Source organism: Nonomuraea cypriaca (assembly GCF_015645445.1).
GTDB lineage: Bacteria > Actinomycetota > Actinomycetes > Streptosporangiales > Streptosporangiaceae > Nonomuraea > Nonomuraea cypriaca.
In genome coordinates this window covers 1-19,524 of the sequence record NZ_JADOGI010000082.1, presented here as the reverse complement: position 1 = coordinate 19,524, position 19,524 = coordinate 1, and the positions used below count along the sequence as shown (strand labels likewise).

General features: G+C 67.1%; 25 protein-coding genes and 2 pseudogenes. 12 read left to right on the top strand and 15 right to left on the bottom strand.

The window, feature by feature from the left end; all coding sequences use genetic code 11:
* Positions 1–46 precede the first annotated feature (46 nt).
* Complete coding sequence (locus ITP53_RS25810) at positions 47–352, bottom strand: hypothetical protein (protein WP_195898026.1); 306 nt, start codon at positions 350–352, stop codon at positions 47–49.
* Between the two features lie 24 nt (positions 353–376).
* Between ITP53_RS25810 and ITP53_RS25805 the strand changes: the two genes are divergently transcribed.
* The 8 genes from ITP53_RS25805 (at position 377) to ITP53_RS25770 (ending at position 5,149) form a co-directional block, all read left to right on the top strand.
* Positions 377–553 (top strand): hypothetical protein, encoded by a 177-nt coding sequence (locus tag ITP53_RS25805; RefSeq protein WP_195898025.1) that lies wholly within the window; start codon positions 377–379, stop codon positions 551–553.
* Positions 550–774 carry an FAD-dependent oxidoreductase gene (locus ITP53_RS25800; protein WP_195898024.1) on the top strand — a complete coding sequence of 75 codons (225 nt, stop codon included), beginning with the start codon at positions 550–552 and terminating at the stop codon, positions 772–774. The genes ITP53_RS25805 and ITP53_RS25800 overlap by 4 nt, the downstream gene beginning before the upstream one ends.
* 152 nt (positions 775–926) lie before the next feature.
* Positions 927–1,106, top strand: a complete 180-nt coding sequence (locus ITP53_RS56200; protein WP_207756428.1) for a carboxymuconolactone decarboxylase family protein — start codon at positions 927–929, stop codon at positions 1,104–1,106.
* A gap of 451 nt (positions 1,107–1,557) precedes the next feature.
* Complete coding sequence (locus ITP53_RS25790) at positions 1,558–2,331, top strand: PspA/IM30 family protein (RefSeq protein WP_195898047.1); 774 nt, start codon at positions 1,558–1,560, stop codon at positions 2,329–2,331.
* A 22-nt stretch (positions 2,332–2,353) separates the two neighbouring features.
* A complete protein-coding gene (locus tag ITP53_RS25785) occupies positions 2,354–2,764 on the top strand; it encodes a hypothetical protein (RefSeq protein ID WP_195898023.1) in 411 nt (136 codons plus the stop codon).
* A gap of 443 nt (positions 2,765–3,207) precedes the next feature.
* Positions 3,208–3,828, top strand: a complete 621-nt coding sequence (locus ITP53_RS25780) for an LGFP repeat-containing protein (RefSeq protein WP_195898022.1) — start codon at positions 3,208–3,210, stop codon at positions 3,826–3,828.
* A 65-nt stretch (positions 3,829–3,893) separates the two neighbouring features.
* A complete protein-coding gene (locus ITP53_RS25775; RefSeq protein WP_195898021.1) occupies positions 3,894–4,388 on the top strand; it encodes a hypothetical protein in 495 nt (164 codons plus the stop codon).
* Between the two features lie 140 nt (positions 4,389–4,528).
* Positions 4,529–5,149 carry a CAP domain-containing protein gene (locus ITP53_RS25770; protein ID WP_195898020.1) on the top strand — a complete coding sequence of 207 codons (621 nt, stop codon included), beginning with the start codon at positions 4,529–4,531 and terminating at the stop codon, positions 5,147–5,149.
* 527 nt (positions 5,150–5,676) lie between these two features.
* On the opposite strand, the gene ITP53_RS25765 is transcribed toward ITP53_RS25770, so the two are convergent.
* The 3 genes from ITP53_RS25765 to ITP53_RS25755 all read right to left on the bottom strand — a co-directional run bounded on the left by ITP53_RS25765 (position 5,677) and on the right by ITP53_RS25755 (position 10,002).
* A complete protein-coding gene (locus ITP53_RS25765; protein WP_236051184.1) occupies positions 5,677–7,986 on the bottom strand; it encodes a 2OG-Fe(II) oxygenase in 2,310 nt (769 codons plus the stop codon).
* 168 nt (positions 7,987–8,154) lie between these two features.
* The gene (locus ITP53_RS25760; protein WP_195898018.1) at positions 8,155–9,402 is read right to left on the bottom strand and encodes a hypothetical protein; all 1,248 of its coding nucleotides are present in this window, start codon (positions 9,400–9,402) and stop codon (positions 8,155–8,157) included.
* A 180-nt stretch (positions 9,403–9,582) separates the two neighbouring features.
* Positions 9,583–10,002 carry a MarR family winged helix-turn-helix transcriptional regulator gene (locus ITP53_RS25755; protein ID WP_195898017.1) on the bottom strand — a complete coding sequence of 140 codons (420 nt, stop codon included), beginning with the start codon at positions 10,000–10,002 and terminating at the stop codon, positions 9,583–9,585.
* An 81-nt stretch (positions 10,003–10,083) separates the two neighbouring features.
* Between ITP53_RS25755 and ITP53_RS25750 the strand changes: the two genes are divergently transcribed.
* On the top strand, positions 10,084–10,899 hold the full coding sequence (locus ITP53_RS25750) for an SDR family NAD(P)-dependent oxidoreductase (protein WP_328815742.1): 816 nt from the start codon (positions 10,084–10,086) through the stop codon (positions 10,897–10,899).
* Here the strand turns inward: ITP53_RS25750 and ITP53_RS25745 are convergent.
* Positions 10,856–11,284 carry an aspartate-semialdehyde dehydrogenase gene (locus tag ITP53_RS25745; RefSeq protein WP_207756427.1) on the bottom strand — a complete coding sequence of 143 codons (429 nt, stop codon included), beginning with the start codon at positions 11,282–11,284 and terminating at the stop codon, positions 10,856–10,858. The two genes, ITP53_RS25750 and ITP53_RS25745, sit on opposite strands and share 44 nt — an antisense overlap.
* 1 nt (position 11,285) lies before the next feature.
* A complete protein-coding gene (locus ITP53_RS25740) occupies positions 11,286–11,855 on the bottom strand; it encodes a GNAT family N-acetyltransferase (protein WP_195898015.1) in 570 nt (189 codons plus the stop codon).
* A gap of 146 nt (positions 11,856–12,001) precedes the next feature.
* On the opposite strand from ITP53_RS25740, the gene ITP53_RS25735 reads away from it, so the two are divergent.
* Both ITP53_RS25735 and ITP53_RS25730 read left to right on the top strand, forming a co-directional pair.
* Positions 12,002–12,214, top strand: a complete 213-nt coding sequence (locus ITP53_RS25735; RefSeq protein WP_195898014.1) for a hypothetical protein — start codon at positions 12,002–12,004, stop codon at positions 12,212–12,214.
* Positions 12,215–12,315: 101 nt separating this feature from the next.
* Complete coding sequence (locus ITP53_RS25730; protein WP_195898013.1) at positions 12,316–12,912, top strand: dihydrofolate reductase family protein; 597 nt, start codon at positions 12,316–12,318, stop codon at positions 12,910–12,912.
* A gap of 164 nt (positions 12,913–13,076) precedes the next feature.
* On the opposite strand, the pseudogene ITP53_RS57855 reads toward ITP53_RS25730, so the two are convergent.
* Positions 13,077–13,307, bottom strand: a pseudogene (locus tag ITP53_RS57855) (helix-turn-helix domain-containing protein); the annotation flags it as partial.
* Between the two features lie 280 nt (positions 13,308–13,587).
* Positions 13,588–14,244 (bottom strand): annotated as a pseudogene (locus ITP53_RS25720) (SDR family NAD(P)-dependent oxidoreductase); the annotation flags it as partial.
* A 90-nt stretch (positions 14,245–14,334) separates the two neighbouring features.
* On the opposite strand from ITP53_RS25720, the gene ITP53_RS25715 reads away from it, so the two are divergent.
* Positions 14,335–14,742 carry a winged helix-turn-helix transcriptional regulator gene (locus ITP53_RS25715; RefSeq protein ID WP_328815739.1) on the top strand — a complete coding sequence of 136 codons (408 nt, stop codon included), beginning with the start codon at positions 14,335–14,337 and terminating at the stop codon, positions 14,740–14,742.
* Here the strand turns inward: ITP53_RS25715 and ITP53_RS25710 are convergent.
* The 7 genes from ITP53_RS25710 to ITP53_RS25680 form a co-directional block, all read right to left on the bottom strand.
* Positions 14,721–14,948, bottom strand: a complete 228-nt coding sequence (locus tag ITP53_RS25710; RefSeq protein ID WP_195898012.1) for a hypothetical protein — start codon at positions 14,946–14,948, stop codon at positions 14,721–14,723. The genes ITP53_RS25715 and ITP53_RS25710 overlap by 22 nt on opposite strands.
* Positions 14,949–15,055: 107 nt before the next feature.
* Complete coding sequence (locus tag ITP53_RS25705) at positions 15,056–15,736, bottom strand: hypothetical protein (RefSeq protein WP_195898011.1); 681 nt, start codon at positions 15,734–15,736, stop codon at positions 15,056–15,058.
* Positions 15,733–16,299: a hemerythrin domain-containing protein gene (locus ITP53_RS25700; protein WP_195898010.1), complete on the bottom strand. Its 567-nt coding sequence runs from the start codon at positions 16,297–16,299 to the stop codon at positions 15,733–15,735. The genes ITP53_RS25705 and ITP53_RS25700 overlap by 4 nt, the downstream gene beginning before the upstream one ends.
* 350 nt (positions 16,300–16,649) lie before the next feature.
* A complete protein-coding gene (locus ITP53_RS25695) occupies positions 16,650–17,255 on the bottom strand; it encodes a hypothetical protein (RefSeq protein WP_195898009.1) in 606 nt (201 codons plus the stop codon).
* Positions 17,256–17,520: 265 nt separating this feature from the next.
* Positions 17,521–18,156: an LGFP repeat-containing protein gene (locus ITP53_RS25690; protein WP_236051180.1), complete on the bottom strand. Its 636-nt coding sequence runs from the start codon at positions 18,154–18,156 to the stop codon at positions 17,521–17,523.
* A 155-nt stretch (positions 18,157–18,311) separates the two neighbouring features.
* Positions 18,312–18,905, bottom strand: a complete 594-nt coding sequence (locus tag ITP53_RS25685) for an LGFP repeat-containing protein (protein ID WP_195898007.1) — start codon at positions 18,903–18,905, stop codon at positions 18,312–18,314.
* A gap of 137 nt (positions 18,906–19,042) precedes the next feature.
* The coding region (locus tag ITP53_RS25680) for a hypothetical protein (protein ID WP_207756426.1) at positions 19,043–19,524 on the bottom strand (482 nt) is incomplete at its 5' end.

The following is a 19,524-nucleotide window of genomic DNA, read 5'->3' as shown; positions in this document are numbered from 1 at the left end:
CAGCGAAACTTCTCCTACTAAGCTCAGCCGTAGTTCAAGTGGTTCGTCATACCTGCGGCGTAACGGCCGTGATCAAGGCCGTTACCGTCCTGTGCATGCGGTCGCGCAGGTCGGTGGCGTGTGGGCCGCGGGTGAGCAAGAGTTGGTGTGCGGCGCCTACCAGGACGAGGGCCAGCGACTCGACGTCCGCATCCGTCTTGATGCGGCCGTGTTCTTGTTCCGCCTGGAGGTACGAGGTGAAGGCGCGCTCGCTGGCGTCGAGTTCCAAGGTGCCGTCGGTGAACGCCTCGCCCACGGCGGCACTGACAGGGGTTCCCGATTCGTCCAGCGGTACGGCCTCGTCGCTCCTCAACGTCAGCGCTCAACTCGGCGGGGCATGGGGCTGGCGATTCTGTCCAGCGCCGCGGCCGGTGCGACCGCCGCCGCGTCTGGCGGGTCGGCCGAGGCGCTCGTAGCCGGGTACAGCGTCGGGTTCGGCGTCGCCGCAGGACTGATGACCATCGTCGTCGTCATCGCTCTCGCCGTGCTCCGCGGCAGGAAGGAAAGAACATGACCAGGAGAGCCGTTGTCGTCGGTGCGGGAATCGCCGGACTGGCCGCCGCGCTGCAGCTGCACCGGATCGGCTGGGAACCGGTGGTGATCGAGCGCGCTCCGGCCCGCCGTAGTAGCGGGTACGTTGTCGCGTTCTTCGGCCGCGGCTACGACGCCGCCGAGCGCATGGGGATCCTGCCGGCGCTGTGCGAGCGTCACGTCGGTGCCGCGCGCCCTCAGTGAGAAGATCTCGCTCGCCGTACAGGAATGGATTGGATGCAGCACTGCCTTCAGGCGCACACCGAGGCCGGGCGCACGGCGGGGCTCAGCGAAGACGACATCGCGCTGGCCCGGCAGGCACGTCCACCGACGCCAGGGAGGCTGCGCTCATTGCCATGGCCGTACGTGTCCTCGTGGAGCCGTCCTCGATCACCGATGCGGATGTCGCCGAACTCCGGGCGCATGGCTGGAGCGATCGGATCATCGCGGAGATCGTGGGCGTGGTCACACTCAACCTGCTGACCGGCGCCTTCAACCTCCTGGTCGGCTTGCAACCGGCGGAACGAACCGCGTAGTCGCCGAAGAATCAGCAGTATGACCTTGGCAATGATCGCCGTGATATAAAGCTACGGCTTGTCCCTTGGCCGCCGTCGCGAATTCGGTCTGCCTGCGAACCTGAACAGCCACGACTAAACAACGGTTTCCTTCGGCGACGGCGTCGGTAGCCACGACTTCGACGCCGGCAACTCGTCCCGCACTGCACGAGAGGGACGGAGCAGCGCCAGGCCTCGGCCACGCTCAGCCCACCTGGTGTCATCGGTCTTCCGACGTAACGGGCTCGTTGCCGATCGTTGCCGCGGTCTTGGGACTTTCCGTGCCTGCTCATCATCGGTCCTGGTGTCAACTGAACAGAAGAGGTCGATCGGGACCAAAGCGACATCCATCACCGACGTCGCAAGCGCATCGCGGCCAAGAAGGGCTGGTTCGTCCGGGCTGCCCGCTCTATTCGTGGAGGAGGGGATCGGCATGGGTCTGGCCCGCCGTATCGCTGACCTGTTCCGGGTGAAGGCGCATAAGGCGCTGGATCAGGCGGAAGATCCCCGAGAGGTGCTCGATTACTCCTACTCCAAGCAGTTGGAGCTGCTGAACAAGGTGCGCCGCGGTGTGGCGGACGTCGCCACCAGCCGTAAGCGTGTCGAGCTGCAGCTGAGCCAGCTGCAGGCGTCCGCGGGCAAGCTGGAGGGACAGGCGCAGCAGGCGCTGTCCGCAGGCCGGGAGGAGATCGCCCGCGAGGCGCTCAGCCGCCGCGCGGCCGCCTTGTCCCAGGCGGACAGTTTGGAGGAACAGCACGCCTCGCTCCGTGCGGAGGAGGACCGGCTCACGCTGGCGAGCCAGCGCCTGCAGGCCAAGGTGGAGGCGTTCCGTACCCGCAAGGAAACGATCAAGGCGACGTACACAGCGGCCGAAGCGCAGACGAGGATCAGCGAATCCGTCACCGGGATCTCCGAGGAGATGGGCGACGTCGGGCTGGCCGTCCAGCGGGCGGAGGACAAGACCGCTCATCTGCAGGCTCGCGCGGGCGCTCTGGACGAGCTGATCGCCTCAGGCGCCTTGGAGGACGCCACGCTCCCCGCAGGACGCGATGACCTCCAGGTTCAGCTGGACGGACTCACCTCGGGGCGCGACGTCGATGAAGAGCTGGCGCGGCTGAGGCGGCAACTGGACGCCAGGCCAGCCCCTCCGGCCCTGCCCGCCGAGCCTGCCACCGATGAACGACGCGGACAGGAGGGCGCATCATGATCGTACGCATTCTCGGGGAAGGGTGACCGGGTGCGGCCGTTGGGGAGCATGGCATGAACGCCTGGCCCAGGCCGGCGACCGTTCCCAGCCGCCGGCGCGACGTGCCGAGGCGCTGCACCGCCTGCACACCGCGCTGGGCCGCCACCTGGACGACGAGGAACGCGACGCGGTCCCCCTCATCCGCGCGCACATCACCGCCGCCGAGTGGCAGGCCCACGGCATGGAGGTCATCCGCGGCTACGACCGCAAGCGGGTGCCGCTGCTGTTCGGCTGGGCCTGCGCCGCCGGCTCCCCAGAATTGGTCCGCCAGGCGCTCACCGACTTCCCCGCCCCGATCCGGCTGCTGTTTCGCCTGCGGTGGTGGCCCGCCTACCGCCGCCGCCACACCCGCCTGTACGGAACCCCGCCCCGCCGCCACCCCGACCGCGCCTAACCCGGCCCCCGGTTTCACTGTCATCTCCCTGTTTCGACGGGCCCGGGGTCGGTTCGCTTGCGCTGGCCTTCCCGACTCCGGATGACGCATCACGTGCACCTTGTCCTCAACGCTCACCACGACCGTTTGTGTCCAACCCGGTTTGAGGTGTTTTGACGTCTCCGCCGCAGAAGACGCCGAAGGGCCAGACCTTCATCTCCTGCACAGCACCGCATCCAGCAAGGTCGCCTACACAGAACTTCGCCTTCTGCGCTCCTTACGCACTTGAAAAGGAGCTGAGGCCTGTCGTCGAACTCGGCTTTCCTGTCCACGCCCGCGTTGACCTCTGATTACGTGCTGCGCCGCAAAAGGGTTTCAAGTATTTCGCAAGCAATCGCGTCCATCATTAAAACATGAAGGCCCCGCACCGGGGCTCCGGAGACCTCAGAAATAGGGAGTACATCATGGGCCGCCGGATCTACTTTTCGATGACGGCTACCCTCGCGCTTTCCGCGGCTCTGGTGGGGCTTCCCGCCCACGCCGGCAGCGCCACAACCGCCACCGCCACGTCCGCCGCGTGCAACCCCAAGTTAACGCCCTACGGGCTGATCGGTGACAAGTGGCTGGCATCCGGCGGGCAGAACGGCGTTTACGGCTGCCCGATAAGCGCCGAGTATGGCTTCACCACCAACAAGTCCCGCAGACAAAACTTCCGTAACGGCCAGATCGGCTGGGTCCCGGCTCTGGGACCGAAAGCGATGATCCGAACGTACGAATCCGGCGGCGAGGCCTTCTTCTGGTGGGGGCCGACCGGACGAGACTGGGACTACTTCGAGCTCCGCTACCAATTCAACAACAGACCGGTCAACACGTACAGAGTGCAGCGCACCGACCCATGGAACGGTGGGTTCAAGACAAATTCGCCAGGACCAGACAACCCGAATTGCGAACCCGGCGACGGACCACCATGCGGCGACGACTGGCACTATTTCTCAGTCCGAGGCTGCGATAGAACCGGACTCTTCCAAGACGGTGCCGAGTGCGGTAAATGGTCGCTACCAGGACGGTTGCTCACCAAATCATAGTCGTCTCCAGCCCCACCGACGAGTTCATGGATTTGTGCGGCTGCCGCCTATACGAAGGGATGGTCATGGAGCTCTTCAAGAAGTTGATGCACGCCGCGATCCTCGGCAGTGCGCTGGCCTTGGTCGCGGCTTGCGGAGGCGGCGGCGACTCGGGTGGTGGTCCTCCCGGTGCGGACCCCGGCGGGAGGGGCTCCGGTGGCAGCGAAAGCTGCGAGTTCCTCACCGAGGAGGAGGTCGCTGAGGCGATCGGCCCGAGTGACGGCGGCCAGCATGACTATGCGTTCGGCGGATGCGTCTGGACGGCGTCGAGCGCCAAGGGCGGCATCAATGAGGCGGTTTTCGCGGCGGTGCTGCCCAAGGCCCAGTACGAGTCCTTGGCCGAGATCGGAGAGCCGGTGAGCGGATTCGTCGACGGCGCCACCTACGCCGAACTGCACGGCGAGCTGTGGTTCCCCTGCCGTGATGGGGACTATTGCGGGATCAAGGCGCGAACCGCCGGCGCGGACGACCGCCAGGAGATCGCGCTGCGGCTGGCCAAAGCCCTTCAGGGCCGTGTGTAGGTGGTCGTCCCGTCACGTCGACGTAGGGCGCGGACGACCCAGATCTCCTTGCGTCGCAGCTGGTCCTCCGCTGACGACCGGATGCGCAGACGGCCGAACCGACCAAGCACATCGGGTATCGACACCAAGGAAAGAAGATCATGAAGGTCATCGCTTTAGGAATAGCCGCACTGGCGGCTGCCGGACCGACCATCGCTACAACACCCGCCGCCGCATCGGCCATAACCGCGCCGCCTTGCGTCGTCGAGCAAAAGTACTATGACCGTGCTCCGTGGAACGGCAGCAATGGCTTCTGGCTGAGCCGGGCGGTGCACTGTCTCATCAACGCTGAGCGCGCCAAGGCCGGGCTACCGCCGCTCACGCGCCGCATCGCGACCAAGCATCCCTTGGATGCCGCAGCCGAATCGCATGCTGTCGCCGCCGTGAGACAGAAGTGGTGGAGGCCGGGTGCGGACTCGCACACCAACCCGCAGACCGGCTCGACACCGGCGAGCCGCGTCAGGGGCGCGGGCTACTGCCCAAACCCCCGGTCGTGGGCGGTCTCCGAGATCACCTACACCGGCTGGGGCGGTTCAGGCACTCCGAAGGCCGCCGTCCACTGGTGGACGAACGTCAGCAAGGCCGGTCATCGCGAGATCGTCCTGAGCCCGTCGTTGACCGATATCGGCGTGGGGGTCAGGCAAGGCGCGGCGGATCCAGCCGGTGCGGGTGCGAGCCAGGCGGGGACCTACGTCGTCGCTTTCGGGCGCTGTCAGCAATAGCACCCACCGCCGATGCCGATCCCGACACGCGACCTGGGTGGCCTTGAACCCCCTGAACCGCTTGGGGATCGCGTTGGCTACCAGTGAGTCCTCGGGAGTCGGCGCGGTAGCCGTACCGGGTGCGGACCCCCGCTGGCCGCCACCCGCGCCGGCATGATCCAAACCCTTCGGCGGATCAAGGCCGCCGCCGAAGCGGCCTCACTCGTCCAGCCATGACAACACCGCCGTCATAACACGACATCAAGGAGATCGCCAGGAGCCTCGCTCTGGCCCTCAGGGCCGTGATACCTCCACGACGCGGGTAGCCCGTGCCTCGCCATGACCCCGTGCTTGATCGCACGAGCATCACGGCCGCACGCATCCCCTGATCACCCCCAGCAAGGAGAACCAGATGAACACCAGCTCACGTGCGTTGATCGCAATCACCGCGGCGACGCTGCTGACGATGGCCGCGGTCCCCGCCTCCGCCGCCTCCGCCGCCTCCGGCGCGGATGGCGCAAGGCAGACCTGATATTGTCCGTGCCGGATCAGGTGGAGACCTTCCAGTCGTCGGTGAGCCAGGCCAGGTTTGCTTCGTGACACTCGCGGGCGAGACGCTCTCGTTCGAAGAGGTCTTCTGTCTTGGTCAGCACCAGGGTGTACGGGCGGCCCTGCCGTCTGGTCTCGTGACGGACGGGCAGCTCGGCGTCATCGATTCGGGCGTGGACATGCCTGCGCTTGTCCTTCGCGAGCGGCCAGTCGAGAGCACGCCGTTCAGGATGCCGGAGGAACGTGTCGACCACTTCGCACAGCTCGCACGCGCATCCGGTGGGCAGCTCGATCGACCAGTCGCCCGGCGCGCGTTGTGGCTGCGCCAGTAATGCCCGGATCCGTTCGGCACAGTGGACGGCCAGCTCGCCGAAGCCCGCTTGCTGCGCACCGGCGGCGCGAAGCGTGGCCATCGCCAGCACGTGCGCCCGACCACCGGCTGTCCGTGCGAGCTTCTGGGCGTCCTCCAATACGTCCGTCGATCCCAGTCGGGTCGCGGCCGCGATGATCCCGGAGCATGGCGCCCCCAAGGCGGTCAGCCATGCTTCCTGCCGGGAGGTGAGCGGTCCGTCGAGCGCTGGACCGACCTGGCCCGCGAACATCGTCCACGACAGGCCGACGATGCGGCGGGCGGCGGTGATGGATGGGCTCCCCTCCACCGAGAGCGCGGTACACAGCCGTGGAAGATTTTCGAGCCATTCCAGCGGCGCCTGGGCGAGGCCGTAGGAGCCGGGCCGCCAGCCCTCGGACCAATCGCGCAGCAGACCGTTGATCCAGGTGCTGCCGTAGTGCGTCGCCAGGCCGGCGAATGCCGGGCCGTGTTCAGGGACCAGCCGCTCCAACGCGAACGGCCGCAGTAGCATGGCGGCGATCTGCGCGTCATCCAGCTCCCTGGCTGCTTCCAGCGCCTTGCCGAGAAGTTCGGTCTGGCCGGCGTAGCGGCCTGCGGCGTGCCAGAAGGACTCCAGCGATCGCGCCGCCTCACGGGCCTGCGCGATCTCCCCGGCGCCGGCCATCGCGGTGAGTTCGTCCAGCGCCCATCCTGGAGACGCCTCGGCCCGGCTGGCGAAGCCCTGGCCGCGGGGCCAGATGACCAGCGCCGCTCGCCGGTACCAGCGGTCCAGGGTGTTGCCGTAGTTGCCCATGTAACCCTCGTACTCGGAGGAGTAGGGCGTCATGTCGGCCGTTGGGGTCGTCGAGGCCACCTCGGCGTCACTGAGGTCCAGTGAGATGTCCTCGAGCCGCCCTGTTTCCGGGCCGATCCAGTGGGCGAGCGTGGTCGTGGTTTCGATCAGATCCTGAAGGACGTACTGCCTGTTGTCCGCGCTGCCCGAGTCCTCGCCGTAGTCGGGGTCCTCGTCCTCATGGTCGCCGTACCATGCATCCTCGTCCTCGTCGGGATCGTAGGCGTCCCAGGTCTCCTGGATCTCCGCGAGGGCCAGGGCGATCTCGCAACCCGCCCGCTCCGCGGCGGCCCGCAGCAGGGCGCCCCGCGCGGCGTCGGAGCCCTTCAGCCGAGACCAGCTCAGCCCGCGGGCAGTGTACTCGTGGTCGAGCAGGTACGCCAGCCGCGCCGGCGGATCGCCCCTGCGATGGCTGTACGGGAGGACGACCGGGGTGGTGAAGTGCGTGTGAAGGCAGGCTGCGAGATCACTGACCAGCGGATGCTCGGCGGCCGCATCCTGGCTGTCGCCCGTCAGGAGCAGGTTGTAGGTGAGGGTGAAGCGGTTGCCGCTCTTCACGGGAAGAACCTGGTGCCGGCAGTCGGCGTAGAAGGCTACCAGCGAGACCGCGGTCTTCAGCCCCCGGTATTTCTTGGTCTGGCCCTGATGCTCGATGACGAGCTCGCCGCCGGTGTGCGCGGACGGCAGCGTCACCACCAAGGTCGCGACCATGGCGTCGTCCTTTTCGGAGTCCTGGTGGGCGACGAAGAACTGTCCGGTCTCGTACAGCAGCATGGAGTGGAGCTCCGGCGTGAGCTCGCAGTGAGGCGGCAGCCCCAGTTCCGCGCGCATCCCGTCGAGGACGGCCGCGAACGCCTCTGTCCACTCGATGCGCACCGACTCCTTGGGAATCTCCCAGGTGTCGCGAACCTCCGGGTCGGTCAGGGTCTGCTCACCGCGCCCGAACCGCGCACGGCGGCCGAGCCCGCGCAGCTGGACGCCCTGCTCATCGGAGACGGGAAACCGCAGCGGGCCGACCCCATCCACCACCACCGACAGATCGGTCGCGGAAAGTTTTCGATACACGCTGGACGCGGCCGGCGCCGCCGACGCATCGAGCAACTCGGCCAGTCGTTCACGGGCCATGCCGGGCACGGAATCCACTCCTTTGTCGCGGAACCAAAATCACTGCGCGGGGAGAGCGCTCCGGGGGCGCTTTCATGAATGCCGTCCGCGGATGCCGAAGACCGCGATCGGGACCTCTGCGCGGTACTCACATCGGCCAGTGGGACGCCACGTGGTACCTCCAACTGATCACGGGAGAAGGCTGCGTGCGAGTCGTTCGGCGTTGAGTGCGCGGATGGCGTCGTCAACGGCTTGCCGGTCGGTGAGGTCGACGCCGCTGTCGGCGAGAGCGGCGGCGATCTGCTTGGCGGGACCCCAGGAGGTGTCGTCATCGAACGCCTGGCGGAACTCGTGAAGGTGGTCATCGACAGCATCGACGACCGGGGTGATCCATCGGGGATCGATGCCGCGCTGCTCGAGGGCGTAGGCCAACCACTGGCGAAGGACGTCGGGGAGGGCTGTGCGCTGGGCGGCATCGAGGATGGCCTTGCGGGGCAGCCAGTCGGTGAGCAGCAGCATGACCTCGGCAGGGCTCCAGGCCAGCGGGCCGGAGACGATGTAGCCCTCGCCGTAGTCCAGGAACAGCTCGGCCAGTGACCTGCTCACCTCGTCGTCCAGGTTGTTGGTGGCGGTGAACTGCTGGATCAGGCGGTGGCGTTCGGCCTCGGGCAGACTGGCTCGTTCGGGCCACTCGGGCAGGTGCTCGCGGCAGCGGGACCAGGCCAGCGCCCGGTTGTCGATGAAGTCCTCATCGTCGTTGCGCGGCCAGGTGATATCGGTGGTGCGCAGCGCATCGGCCAGGTCAGCGAGCACGTCGGCCACCGGAGCCTGGCTGATCGGCATGGGAACCTCGTCGTCCTCGCGTAGTTGGTCCCACTGCGCGGCGGCACCGGGTTCCAGGATCGCGATCTTGCCGATCATCAGCCCGCCGGGCTTGAGGACCTGGGCCATCAGCGTGTGGGGGTGGGGGCCGTCGTAGTCGATGAGCAGCACCTGTTCGCTGTCCCACACGTCCACCGCTCGCCTCGCCGCCGCCGCGGTCCATGCCGTGTCCGCGGACCTGGTGGTGTGCCAGGGCGGCAGTGGCTGGGTTTCGGTCAGGATGTCGATCGTCTCGGCCAGCATGGTGACGTCGGCGGCGGGTGCGACCCGCGCCAGCGCGGCGATCGCGGCCAGGCCGTGCGGTGAGGGCGTGGTACATGCCCGGCCGGTCATCTCCATGCACAACCGATGCTCGGCCTCGCGTTCGCCCAGCTCCGCGGTCAACCATGCCCCGCCGAGCCAACCGCTGGCCCAGGTCTCGGCCATCAGCGGATCGGCCAGTCCGGTGAGCTGCCGGGCATCGCGCAGCAGCAGGTCTGATCGGCGTGGCGGGAGAGGCGAACGACGGACTGATCTGCTGCTGGTGGCCTTGCGGCGGCCGCGGCTCTTGGGCATGTTTCAGTCCACCACACCGGCGACCGGGTCGCATCTTGATCAGCGCGTCGACCGCGCGCCGGGGCTTCCAAGCCGACTCGATGAAGCGCTCGAAGGCCATGGCCGGCCCGGCAGCACGCAAACGGGCGGGAGCGCTCACGGTACGGCGTGATATCGGGCCGTGTCCCCGTCTCCGGCTCGTCAGCCCGAGCTGACGGCGCGGTTGAGCAGGACCATGAGCTGCCGCAGTTCGCTACCGGTCAGCACCGCCAGCGGGGTCTTCTCCAGCGCCGTCCGGACCAGTTCGTCGCGAACCTCGCGGCCCTTGGCGGTCAGGACCAGGACGCGAGAGCGGCGGTCGGCCGGGTCCACGGCACGCTCCACCAGGCCCCGGTCGGCGAGCTGGTTGGTGATGAAGGTCAGGTTGGGGGCGTTGCAGTACAGGCGCTCGGCCATCACCTTCATCGAGGGTGGCGGCTCGGCCGGGTCGATGGCCCACAGCGCCTGGAATGTCGCCGGTGTCAGGGCGTGCCTGGCCAGCGCCTGCCCGATCAGGTCGTTGGTTCGCATCCAGATGTCGTGGGTCGCGGCGACCACCGCGGTCAGCTCGGGCGTGGTCATGCCGGCATTCTACCGATGTTTCGAGTTTCGAAGGATCGTGTTAGCGTTAATGCTTCGAGACTTGAAGCAATGGAGGATGTTGTGACCGACGACTATCGCGGCGTCACCGTGCTCGTCACGGGCGCGTCCAAGGGGCTGGGGCGGGCGTACGCGCTGGAGCTGACGCGCCGGGGAGCGCGGGTGATCCTGCTGGCCCGTTCGGACGGGAACCTGCGGGAGCTCGCCACACACATTCGGGAACGGCACGGCAGACCGGACGCCGAGGTCATCACCGGTGACCTCGCTGCTCCGGATGGTCCGGAGCGGGTCCTACGGGAGCTGCGTGACCGCGGCCTGACCGTCGATTTGTTGCTCAACAACGCGGGCGCGGGCAGCGCAGGCCCGTTCCTCGGCCGCCCGCTCGAGCCGCAACTGCGCTCCGTCGGGCTCAACGTCGTCGGCCTGATCGCGCTGACCCACGCGATCGGGGCCGAGTTGGTCGCCCGCGGCTCCGGCGGCATCATCAACGTCTCGTCCACCGCGGCCTTCCAGCCCATGCCCTACCAGGCCAGTTATGCCGCGACCAAGGCTTTCGTGCTCTCCTTCACCGAGGCGCTGGCCGAGGAACTGCGCGGCACCGGCGTCCATGTCATGGCCGCGCACCCCGGCGCGATCGCGACCGGCTTCTTCGACGGCACCTCGGCCACGATCGACTCCCGGGTTGCCGACGCGCCGGCCACCGTCGCGGCCCGTACGCTGGACGACTACGCCCGGCGGCGCGCGGTGTCCTACCCGGGCCGGGCCGTGAACCGGGCCATGACCTGGCCCGCGCGCCTGCTGCCGCGCACCGTCGTCGCGCGGATCGCCGGCGAGGTCAACCGCCGGCAGCGCCTGCACGAAGTCGCCGACCTTGCCTAGCACTCCAGTGACACATCGCGATCATGGTTGGGATCCGCGCTGGTAGTGGTAGTGACGCGCTGACGACGAGTGGGACCTCGGGATCCATGCGCCAGGCGCTGGAGTTGTCGATGACCAGCACGCCGGCCGTCGCGAACCGCGGCGCCTGCGTGCGTGACGTGGCGGCCCCCGCGGAGAAGATCGCGACGTCCAGCCCGCTCGGGTCGGCGGTGGCGGCCTCTTCGACGGGGATCTGGGTGCCCTTCCAGGGCAGAGTGGTGCCGGCGCTTCTGGCGCTGGCGAAGAAGCGGATCCGGTCCACGGGGAATTCGCGTTCCTCGAGGATCGCCCGCACGACCGCGCCGACCTGACCGGTGGCGCCGACGACGCCGATGCTGAGGCCCATCTCAGTGTGCTCCTGCGGTTGTGGTGGTGTCTGCTGCGGGAACTCGGCGGCCGAGCCATTCGGCAGCGGTGAGGGCATAGATCACGGTGTCGCGCCAGCCTGTCTGGTCGTGGCGGTCCTGATGGAACGTTGCTTCTTTGCGCATGCCGAGTCGTTCGCAGAGAGCAAGAGATGGCTCGTTGGCCGCGTCCACCGTCGCGGCGATCCGGTGTGCGCCGAGGCCCGCGGCGAGGTCGAGAAGGGCTGCGGCCGCCTCGCGGGCATACCCCTGTCCCTGGAAGTCCGGGTGCAGGACCCATCCCACCGCGACCTGGGCGTGGGCGGCACTGGTGAGGATGAGGGTGAGATCGCCGATGGCCCGGTCCTCGATGCTCGGTTCGCCGGGCAGCACGATTGCGAGGGCGACCGCGTCCCCGTCGGCGGTCAGGGTGTGCTGCTTCGTGCGCTGTTCGGTGTGCTCATGGCTGGCTTCCCAGTCGCGCAGGGGCCAGGGCAGGTACGCCACGAGTTGCTGTTCCGCCGCGGCGGCCGCGCCGGCCGCCCCACCCCGCGGCGGCGGCTTCAAAACCAAAATCGATCAGTACTGCGACCTGGTCACCCTCAACGTCTTCTACAAGAACTCCCGCATCAAGCAGTACCTCAAGGACGGCCGCGCGCTCCGCGTGGAGACCGTCACACCTCCTGGAGACTGAAACCGTCGGCCAGGGCACGACACTTGTGAGTCCAGTCATCGAACGGATCACCAGGCCCACCGTCACCGACGACGGCAGGAAGGCGCCCGCACTCCGGTTCGGCGACCTTCGAGTCCAAGCCCTGGCCGGCGCGAACTCCGCGACGCCCTGGCCACCGTTGACCTCTCGCAGCGAACGGTTCCTCCTGGTCGGTGGAGTGCAGGTGCCCGGGCCAGAGGCTCCCGGCTGGATCGTGTGACTGGACGCGATGAGTTTTGCCGCTCAATACGGTCTACCACAGAGGCCGCATTAGGACGGGCCGGAACCACCGAGCCGAGCGATACTCAGAGGAGGACCACCATGGGCAAGATCTTCAGCCACATGACGATGTCGTTGGATGGCTACATCGCACAACCGGATGACCAGGTCGGCGAGCTGTTCGACTGGTACCAAGCCGGAGACGTGACCGTGCCGAACCCCAACGAGGACATCTCGGTCAAGGTCGATGATGCGAGTGCGGAGGCATGGCGAGACCTGACCGAGAACACCGGTGCGCTCATTGCCGGCCGTCGCCTGTTCGACATCGCCGGCGGTTGGAACGACAAGCACCCGGCCGGCGCACCCGTCGTTGTGGTCACTCATCGGCCGCCGGCCGACGCCGCCGAGAAGTGGCCGACGACCACGTTCGTCGATGGAGTCGAGGCGGCGATCAATCGGGCGAAACAGATCGCCGGCGACAAGAACGTCACGATCGCCAGTGCGAACGTGACGCAGCAGGCACTCGCTCTGGGCCTGGTGGAGGAGGTTTGCGTCAGCCTCGTACCGGTACTGTTCGGCGAAGGCATCCCGTACTTTTCGAAGATCGAGGGCGGGCACCTACTACTCGACGACCCGGTCGTCGTCCAGGGGCGACGTGCCCTCCATCTGCGGTACCCGGTCCGTCGCCAAGCCCTTTGATCGAGCGGGTTCCTAGCTGGGTGAGCTCGATCTGAGGCGTGACCAGTGAGTGTCCTTGCCCGGCGTGGGTGGTCGCCACGACCACGTCTTCGACCTGGTCGAGCAGGATCGAGGGGACGTCCCGGCCGCGGCTCGTCCATCAGCCCGTCCAGGCGGGCTGCTGGAACTCTGCCCCGCCAGCGGGTCACCGTGGCGTCTGCGGTGCCCAGGTCCGCGGCGACCTGCTTGTTCGTCCGGCCCTCCGCACAGCGCAATATGATCTTCGCTCGAGGTGCGAGGTACAGCGCGGTCTTGGCCCGGCGCGCCCAGCGTGTCAGCTGGGCACGCTCGATTTCGGTGAGCAGGAGATCCGCCTTGGGCCGGCCCGGGCGCGCGGCGTCGCTGAGCCCCGCCATCCGTCGGGCAACAAACCGCGAGCGCCACTTGCCCACCGTGTCGGCAGTGGCCCCGACCTCCTGCGCCACAGGAGCGTTCGGCATCCCCTCGGCACACGCCAACACGCGTTCGCCGAACCGGCGGACGCGGTGCGCGCCGAGGTACCGCAAGGGCCCGCCGACCGGAAGGCGGTGGCAGCAATGGGCGGCGCCTACGTGGTATGTCGGCCAGTGGAGCGTGGACATGAGCGCGCCCACCTCATCCGCGCATTCTCCCGAGCCGCATTCTCTGTTCTGAGGCTCACGAAGCCGTGGGGAACTGGGCCGGCAGGCCGTCCAGCAACTGGCTCAGCAGCGGGTAGCCGCCATCGATGCGGATCACCTGGCCGGTGACCGTGGCGAACGCGCCGTCCACGAGCGCGGCGATCGGGCGAGCCAGGTCCTGCGGCCGCAGCATCGTGCCGGTCACCGACCGGTCGCCGAAGTGGCGCCGGATGCCATCGGTGAACACCTCAGCGGTGGCATCGGTACCAACCGCGCCAGGGGCGACGGCATTGACGGTGATGCCGTCCCGTATGGCCTCGCCGGCGACCTGCTGGGCGAAGGCGTTCACGGCGGCTTTGGCAGTGGACTGGGCGGCGCTGCCGATGATCAGCTCGGCCGCGGTGGCGGAGACGTAGACGATCCGGCCGGACCGCCGTTGGCGCATGACCGGCAGCACCCGCCGGGTCAGGTGGTAGACGCCGGCCAGCTCATCGCTCATCTTGGCTGCGAACGCCTCCCACGGCACATGCTCCAGCGGGCCGAACGGCGGCGCCGCGGTGTGGGCGTTGCCCACCAGCACGTCGATCCGTCCGTGCTCGGCGATCACCTGGTCCACCAGCGTGGTCACCTGGGCCTCGTCAGTCACGTCGGCCTGGATCGCCTGCGCGGCGTCGATCTGCTTGGACAGCAGCTCTGCGGACTCGGCGTCGCCGTTAGGTTTTGGGCTTACCTTTTGTAAGTACGCACCTTCAGGTAAGCCCTAGAGATAGCGGTAGGTGAGCAGGTGGATGAGAGCGACGCCCGGTGGATCAGTGACACGTTTCACAGCGACTGCCCCGGGCGGGAGGTGATGGAACATGTCACCGGACGGTGGGTGCCGCTGATTCTGGCCGCCCTGACGCCTGGGCCGATGCGCTTCTTCGAGTTGCGCCGGCGCATCGACGGCATCAGCGAGAAGATGCTCTCCGCCAAACTGCGGATTCTGGTCCGCGACGGGTTGGTAGAGCGCACCGTGGAGCCAACCACCCCGTCGCAGGTCAGCTATGAGCTGACGGAGCTTGGGCAAGGTCTGTCCCGCCCGTTCGCCCAACTGGTCCGCTGGATTTCGGCGCACACCCCGGAGGTCATCGCGGCCCAGCAGCGCTATGACCACAGCGTAAATCCTGCGGGTCAGGTGATTCCGAGTCCGTAATATTGGGTTGCACCGCCCTTGGAGCGCAGGGGCGCTTTGCGTTCCTCCAGGAGGAGGTTCTCGACGTTGAGGGAGAGGATCTCCGAGGCCCTGGCCGCGGCTTCGCCGAGGTGGGTGGCGGCGCTGTGGCGCAGCTGGTGCAGGTCGAGGCCGGCGTAGGTGTCGAGATCCTTAGCCTCTTCGGCCCGCAGGGCAAACGCGCCCACACCCGAGCCAAACCACCCACGCCGAGATCCGCCCCTCATCCCAACTCCTGATCTGGAGCTCTGGCGAGCAGTCGGCTCGACCTCGAGCGTGGTCCCGGTTGTGCCGCTCACTGCGCGGGCAGTGGTCCGAGGGGCAGTGGTCGTCGAATCAGCAGCAGGACGCCGATGAGCAGGCAGGGGAGGTAATGGAAGGTCGGCAACGTATTGCCGGTGCTGAGGAGATGCAGGAGTGTTGCGACGCTGATCGCGATGGTGGTCCAGCCGGCCCAAGTGGGAACCAGCTTGATCATCAGCAGGGAGCCGCCCATCGCGGCGAGGCCCACGCATCCAAGCACGGTGTAGATCTGAAACAGGCCCGAAGCCCATTGGCTCCATGGGTCGTAGTAGGGCGGCACGGCGCCGGTCGAGACCGTCTCACGCGCCGCACTCATTGTCACGGTGGACCTGAAGGCTGAATAGACCAACCACAGCAGCGCAGCCAGCAGCAACGTGGTCAGGGCGATCCGGGACAGCATCCGCTCGTCAACCCTCTCCAGCATTGTCACCAGGATCGTCATCCCGAGAACCAGCAGTACAACCGCGGTGCTCATGAACAGGTTGGCCCACCGCCAGCTGCCCGGGTTACCGGCCACAGCCTGCAGATGCTCTCGGACCGGCAGCGTGAAGATCTTGCTGTTGCCTTTGGCGCCGACCAGCGGCAGCGTGGCGCCCACCGTGAAGGTGACGAACGACAGCACCAGGAACGCGCCGGCGATCCGTTGTTGGTCGGCCCTGTGGAGCGGGGTCATGGCGTTACTTTGTCGTTAGCGTCCAGGCCGGTGCTGGCTTGTGACGCGGCTAGGCCAAGGCGGACGAGGTCGGCCCGGAGGGAGTCGGTGCGGTCGTGGTGTTCTGGAAGCAGGAGGGCGACCGTCGGCTCGAAGACTTTCCAGATGCGCGGTACTTCGAACGTTTGTTGGACCCGGGTCGCGGCTCCGGCCGGTTCGAGCTGGAAGCTCCAGCGTGTGCAGTGGGACCGGCTGATCGTCTCGAACCGGTATTGGTGTGGTCTGTCGGCCCTTTCTTCCATGGGACCGGCGAGTCGCCGGTGGTCCGCGTCCATCTGGTCGAGGAGCGCCGCGGCCGATGGGTCGCGACGCCGGATCTCCGGCCAGACCTGCTCGTCCTCGCCGCTGTGATGCCGGTGCAGCGTGTGCATCAACCAGGCCAGGTGCGTGCCGATCGCCTGTCGCCGGCTGTCGGTGAGCAGTGCCGGATCGGATGCCACCATCCTGGTCCGCTCGAGATCGCGGCGCAGTGCGGAATGGACGATACGCATGTCCTGGATGTCTGCCGGGCCGTCGTGGTTCATCTCCCCTACTTTCCGGCACCGCGCCGACCAATTCGGGCCAAGTGCTCGGACAGTGTGGCGGCAAGCCAGTTGACGTACGACGCCCTGTCCATGCCGACCTCCCGGGTCAGCAACAGGTAGACGTCGCTAGACGTCACCGCCAGTACTCCGGCAACCTGTTCCTCGGTCGGCGACGGGACCCCCATTTGCTCGAATACTTCCCGAACGCCGCGCAATTGGGCGGCGCGGCTCTTTGCCTGCAAGGCAGCCGCCCGCGTCCGCGCCGCATTCGCCCGCCGCAACGGGCTGTTGTAACTCCGCGCACGCGCCGAGGACGTGGCCACATCAAAAATCGGACGGCCTGCCTGGGCTCAGCAAGCTGTTCGGAAGTTCGTCTCGGTGTCACGGTGCAGCCGGAAACGTGACGGTTCGGCGGGCTGCTTGTTGCTGCTCCACGATCCGTCGGGGTTGGTGACGTGCAGGGTTGCGGTGATGCTGATCTCGTCTCCCCCTGCCCAGGTGGCCTCGAGGTGACCCAGGTGGGTGCCCGGGGCCCGGGTGTCGGGGTAGGGCCAGCTGTCCAGGGTGAAGCGGCCGGCGTTGCGGTCCGCCGCCTCGCCCGAGAGCCGGTAGTCGATGGAGCGCCCCGCGACGCACACCGTGGCTTCACCCTCGATGTCGTCGGAGCATCGGGAACACGTCGTCGCACGCAGATGCATGACCACCGGCCGCGTGTCGCCTCGCCCGAATGACATCTCGCCGTGCCAGTATCCGGGTAGCGTGGGCCGGCCGGTCAGCGAGAGAGCCCACGGGCTGAACAGCGCCTGACTCAAATACGGCAGGGCGGCGATGACCAGGACGCCGAGGATCACCAAGCCGAGCTTCTTCGACATCCGGCGCCTCGGGGTGGATGGGGCTTGACCGTCCCGCCTCTGGCCGGATCCCCACCCGGGCAGTTCGGCGCGGCTCTTGGTCATGCTCGATGCCTTCCTTTCGCCCGATCGACGACGGGCCTGGCGGAGGGGTGTTCACCGCGGTGTTCGCCGAGGAGGTGCCCGAGGCCGTTGCCGGCCATGGGCGGGGTGTCGTGGGGCTGGCGTGATCCGGGTGGCCGGTACGTGCCGATCCGGGGGCGCGGCCACTGCACCGCCCACTCGTTGCCCGAATCGAGGGTGTCGCCAAGCCGCAGAACGAGCTCAGCTGTGGGAAGAGTCTGTGACCTATTTGCCGGCTGGCCCGAGCTTAGAAAGAGCGCAACCGTACTGGTATCGACCATACACCGCACTCAGAATTGGTCTGGAAAACTCCAGTATTATCGCAGCCTCGGACGGAGAAATAGTGGGCGAAGCCGCATGAGGATCCGTCGCTGACGATGCACCGCAAGGGATCCGGTCCCGGTCCCCCCGAATCCATGCCGAACCCACCGTTCCATGCGTCGCTGCGCTTCACCTTGTACTTCTTGACCGGTCCGTTGGAGAATGCGTAGCGGACCTCGAAGTAGTCCCAGTCGCGTCCGGTCGGCCCCCACTGGAAGTTGGCCTTCCCACGGGTTCGGTACGCTCGGACCATCGCTTTCGGTCCCAGCGCCGGGGACCAGCCGATCTGGCCGTTCTTGAAGTCTTGCCTGCGGGCCTTGTTGGTGGTGAAGCCGTACTCGGCGCTTGTCGGGCAGCCGTAAGCGCTGTTCTCCCCGCCGGAGGCCCGCCACTTGTCACCGATCAGCCCGTAGGGCTTGTACTTGGGGTTGCACGCGGCGGACGTCGTGGTGGCCGTTGCGGTGGCGGTTGTGGCGCTGCCGGCGTGGGCGGGAGACCCCGCCAGCAGGGTCGTGGAAAGCGCGAGGGTAGCCGTCATCGAAAAGTAGATCCGGCGGTCCATGATGTTCTCCCTATTCCTGAAGTCTCCGCACCCTGTGCGGTGCTTTCCTGACATGGTGATAGACACGTGGTCGCTTGCTGAGAACCATGAGCCCCGACTGCAGTGCCGCCCGGCTTCGACGCGGCCCGGGTTTCCGAGTCGAAGCCAGGTGGCGTTCACAACCGCCCTGGTAGCGACCATCCGCCGCAGTCAGACCCGAGCTGGAAAACTCCGCTGTCATCGCAGCCCCGGACGGAGAAATAATGCAGAGGAGCGTTGCTTCCCAAGGGCTCTGGTCCTGGTCCTGTCGCCGGCCGACTGAACCCGCCGTTCCATGGGTCGCGGCGCTTCACCTTGTATTTCTTGACCTCTTCGTTGTTGAATGAGTAGCGGACCTCGAAATAGTCCCAATCTCGCCCGGTCGGCCCCCACTGGAAGACGGCCTTGCCGCCGGATGCGTACGTCCGGACCAGCATTTTCGGTCCCAGGGCGGGGACCCAGGCGATCTGGCCGTTACGGAAGTCCTGTCTGCGTGACTTATTGGTGGTGAAGCCGTACTCGGCGCGTGTCGGGCAGCCGAAAACGCTGTTCTCCCCGTCCGAGGCCCGCCACTTGTCACCGATCAGCCCGTAGGGCTTGTACTTGGGGTTGCACGCGGCGGACGTCGTGGTGGAGGTTGTGGCGCTGCCGGCGTGGGTGGGAGACCCCGCCAGCAGGGTCGCAGAAAGCGCGAGGGTAGCCGTCATCGAAAAGTAGATTCGGCGGTCCATGATGTTCTCCTTATCCCTGAAGCCCGCAGCCCCGTGCGGGGCTTTTCATGATTTGATAATGGATGCGATCGCTTGCAAAACACTTGACACCACTTTGCGGCGCAGTCAGGCATCCGGCGATGCCTGTTCAACCCGGGTCAACCACATCTTTGGAAGTACTCCCTCGGAGTAATCGACGTCAAAGCAGGCGCGCAGAAAAGCCGCTTGTTCTTCTTAAGTGCGCCACGTACGAGCGCAGAAGATGAGGTTGTTGTGTTGGGTGACCTCGCTGGATGCGGTGCTGTGCAGGAGATGAAGGGACTGGCCCTTCGGCGTCGCTCTGCGAGGGAAACGTCAAAACGTCTCCACACCTCCACGATCGTGGAGCCGTTGCTGCCGACGACGGCGTTGGGCGGGGTGTAGACCGTCCGGTAGCCGTTATCGTTCAGCGCCGATGCGGCGAATTTGCGTGCGTCCCGGTGGCACATTTCCTTGGCGAACCAGCCGGAGTGCCCTCGATGTCGTGCGCCCGAGATCCTGGCGAAGAACGACAGGATCAGAAGGACGAGGGCGAGGACGGGGATCACGAGGCCGCTGTTGATCCCGTGCACGATGATGCCGACGACCTCGGGGAAGGGGA

Bases quoted from the DNA above. Each gene is read 5' to 3' on its own strand.
- ITP53_RS25805 (WP_195898025.1), top strand. From the start codon at position 377: ATGGGGCTGGCGATTCTGTCCAGCGCCGCGGCCGGTGCGACCGCCGCC.
- ITP53_RS25800 (WP_195898024.1), top strand. From the start codon at position 550: ATGACCAGGAGAGCCGTTGTCGTCGGTGCGGGAATCGCCGGACTGGCC.
- ITP53_RS56200 (WP_207756428.1), top strand. From the start codon at position 927: ATGGCCGTACGTGTCCTCGTGGAGCCGTCCTCGATCACCGATGCGGAT.
- ITP53_RS25790 (WP_195898047.1), top strand. From the start codon at position 1,558: ATGGGTCTGGCCCGCCGTATCGCTGACCTGTTCCGGGTGAAGGCGCAT.
- ITP53_RS25780 (WP_195898022.1), top strand. From the start codon at position 3,208: ATGGGCCGCCGGATCTACTTTTCGATGACGGCTACCCTCGCGCTTTCC.
- ITP53_RS25775 (WP_195898021.1), top strand. From the start codon at position 3,894: ATGGAGCTCTTCAAGAAGTTGATGCACGCCGCGATCCTCGGCAGTGCG.
- ITP53_RS25770 (WP_195898020.1), top strand. From the start codon at position 4,529: ATGAAGGTCATCGCTTTAGGAATAGCCGCACTGGCGGCTGCCGGACCG.
- ITP53_RS25765 (WP_236051184.1), bottom strand. From the start codon at position 7,986: ATGGCCCGTGAACGACTGGCCGAGTTGCTCGATGCGTCGGCGGCGCCG.
- ITP53_RS25760 (WP_195898018.1), bottom strand. From the start codon at position 9,402: ATGCCCAAGAGCCGCGGCCGCCGCAAGGCCACCAGCAGCAGATCAGTC.
- ITP53_RS25755 (WP_195898017.1), bottom strand. From the start codon at position 10,002: ATGACCACGCCCGAGCTGACCGCGGTGGTCGCCGCGACCCACGACATC.
- ITP53_RS25745 (WP_207756427.1), bottom strand. From the start codon at position 11,284: ATGGGCCTCAGCATCGGCGTCGTCGGCGCCACCGGTCAGGTCGGCGCG.
- ITP53_RS25730 (WP_195898013.1), top strand. From the start codon at position 12,316: ATGGGCAAGATCTTCAGCCACATGACGATGTCGTTGGATGGCTACATC.
- ITP53_RS25705 (WP_195898011.1), bottom strand. From the start codon at position 15,736: ATGACCCCGCTCCACAGGGCCGACCAACAACGGATCGCCGGCGCGTTC.
- ITP53_RS25700 (WP_195898010.1), bottom strand. From the start codon at position 16,299: ATGAACCACGACGGCCCGGCAGACATCCAGGACATGCGTATCGTCCAT.
- ITP53_RS25695 (WP_195898009.1), bottom strand. From the start codon at position 17,255: ATGACCAAGAGCCGCGCCGAACTGCCCGGGTGGGGATCCGGCCAGAGG.
- ITP53_RS25690 (WP_236051180.1), bottom strand. From the start codon at position 18,156: ATGGACCGCCGGATCTACTTTTCGATGACGGCTACCCTCGCGCTTTCC.
- ITP53_RS25685 (WP_195898007.1), bottom strand. From the start codon at position 18,905: ATGGACCGCCGAATCTACTTTTCGATGACGGCTACCCTCGCGCTTTCT.